At 65.4% G+C, this 2,484-nt stretch carries 2 protein-coding genes; one reads left to right on the forward strand and one right to left on the reverse strand.

What is annotated here, in order from left to right; all coding sequences use genetic code 11:
• Positions 1-70: 70 nt before the first annotated feature.
• Positions 71-370 carry a hypothetical protein gene (locus QZH66_RS15070; RefSeq protein ID WP_305806728.1) on the reverse strand — a complete coding sequence of 100 codons (300 nt, stop codon included), beginning with the start codon at positions 368-370 and terminating at the stop codon, positions 71-73.
• A 272-nt stretch (positions 371-642) separates the two neighbouring features.
• Here QZH66_RS15070 and secA point away from each other — a divergent pair.
• Positions 643-2,484: preprotein translocase subunit SecA (gene secA / locus QZH66_RS15075; RefSeq protein WP_305806729.1), on the forward strand; the 1,842-nt coding region annotated here is incomplete at its 3' end.

Consider the following 2,484-nt stretch of genomic DNA (forward strand, 5'->3'; position numbering starts at 1 on the left):
CCGCTGGCATCCAGCAGACGGCCTTTTTCATCAGTTCGATTGCGATGGTCGCGCGGCGCGCACGCGCCGTTCAGGTTTGAACCTTCAGGCGAATCGCGTTCACATCCCAGCCCCGGCTGCGCAAATGCGCCTGCAGTGCGGGCAGCAATTGCCGCAGCTTCGCCGCCGCCGCATTGTTCTTCACCAGCAGGCACCAGGTTGGCCCTTCGATCGGACCGGCCTGCACGGATGCACGCAGCCCGGCCGGAATCAAGGACTCCACCGCCCGCAGCCGCTCGCTGGAATCGCGGGTCAGCGCCACCAGGTTCGCCAGCGTGGGCGATTCTTGCGAGGCTTGCTGCAGCGTGACAGCGTGGTGGCGGCGGTTCATGGGTTGGATGGAGGCATTGAAAACCAAGGATGCCGCTGATTATCATGGACTGCAGCAGGGGTGCCGCAATGGCCCGTGGCCGAGGCGCCGAGCCCGCTTTGGGCGGGGCTGCGTAACAGTCTGCGGCAGACAGGTAAAATCGCCGGTTCGGACCCCGCTGTCCCGACGCTTGCGCAGCTTGCAATGTCGGGGGGCGGCCCCAACTGAACTCACTTCTTCTTAGGGATTCTGGCCGCTTGGCATGCCTTGGCATGCAGGGCGGACCTGTTCGCATGGCCACCAACTTCCTCACCAAAATTTTCGGCAGCCGCAACGACCGGCTCCTCAAGCAATACCGCAAGACGGTGGCCCGCATCAATGCCATGGAGCCGGAATTCGAGGCCCTGAGCGACGAGGCGCTGCGTGCGAAGACGCAGGAGTTCAAGGACCGGGTCGCCCAGGGAGAGGCGCTCGATGCGCTGCTGCCCGAGGCGTTCGCCGTGGTGCGCGAGGGCTCCAAGCGCATCATGAAGATGCGCCACTTCGATGTGCAGCTGCTCGGCGGCATGGCCCTGCATTACGGCAAGATCGCCGAAATGCGCACGGGCGAGGGCAAGACCCTCACGGCCACCTTGCCGGTGTACCTGAACGCGCTGTCGGGCAACGGTGTGCACGTGGTCACGGTGAACGACTACCTGGCCAACCGCGATGCCCAATGGATGGGCCGCCTGTACAATTTCCTCGGACTGACGGTGGGCATCAACCTGCCCAACATGCCGCGCGAGGAAAAGCAGGCTGCCTACGCGTCCGACATCACCTACGGCACCAACAACGAATACGGCTTCGACTACCTGCGCGACAACATGGTCTACGAAGCGCGTGACCGGGTGCAGCGCAAGCTGAACTACGCCATCATCGACGAGGTGGACTCGATCCTGATCGACGAAGCCCGCACGCCGCTCATCATCAGCGGCCAGGCCGAAGACCACACGTCGATGTACATCGCCATGAACAAGGTCGTGCCGCTGCTGGTGCGCCAGGAGGGCGAGGCCGACCCGCGCACCGGCGAAGGCGTGACCAAGCCCGGCGACTTCACGCTCGACGAGAAGACGCACCAGGTCTTCCTGACCGAGCAGGGCCATGAAACCGCCGAGCGCGTGCTGGCGGCGCAGGGCATGATTTCCGAGGGCGGCTCGCTCTACGACCCGGCCAACATCACGCTGATGCACCACCTGTACGCGGCGCTGCGGGCCAACCACCTGTACCACCGCGACCAGCATTACGTGGTGCAGGAGGGCGAGATCGTCATCGTCGACGAGTTCACGGGCCGCCTGATGGCGGGCCGGCGCTGGAGCGAAGGCCTGCACCAGGCCGTGGAAGCCAAGGAAGGCGTCGAGATCCAGGCCGAGAACCAGACGCTGGCCTCGATCACTTTCCAGAACTATTTCCGCCTCTACGGCAACCTCGGCGGCATGACCGGAACGGCCGACACCGAGGCCTACGAATTCCAGGAAATCTACGGCCTCGAGACCGTGGTCATTCCGCCCAACCGCCCGAGCAAGCGCGACGACCAGCTCGACCGCGTCTACAAGACCACGCGCGAGAAGTACGAGGCGGCGATCAAGGACATCCGCGAATGCCACGAGCGCGGCCAGCCGGTGCTGGTGGGAACGACCTCGATCGAGAACTCCGAAATCATCGACCAGCTGCTCAACAAGGAAGGCCTGCCGCACCAGGTGCTCAATGCCAAGCAGCACGCCCGCGAGGCCGACATCGTCGCCCAGGCCGGCAGCTCCGGCATGATCACGATCGCCACCAACATGGCCGGCCGCGGCACCGACATCGTGCTCGGCGGCAACATCGAGAAGGCGCTGGCCGCCGTCGAGGCCGATGAATCGCTGGACGAGGCCGCCAAGCAGGCGCGTATCGCCGAGGTGCGTGCCGCCTGGACAGTGGAGCACGAAAAGGTCAAGGCCCTGGGCGGCCTGCGCATCATCGCCACCGAGCGCCACGAGTCGCGCCGCATCGACAACCAGCTGCGCGGCCGCTCGGGCCGCCAGGGCGACCCCGGGTCTTCGCGCTTCTACCTGAGCCTGGACGACTCGCTGATGCGCATCTTCGCGGGCGATCGCGTC

The sequence above is a fragment of the Stenotrophomonas sp. YIM B06876 genome, from assembly GCF_030711595.1.
GTDB lineage: Bacteria > Pseudomonadota > Gammaproteobacteria > Xanthomonadales > Xanthomonadaceae > Stenotrophomonas.

Excerpts from the sequence above, each read along its gene's own strand:
- QZH66_RS15070 (WP_305806728.1), bottom strand. The coding sequence starts at position 370 with ATGAACCGCCGCCACCACGCTGTCACGCTGCAGCAAGCCTCGCAAGAA.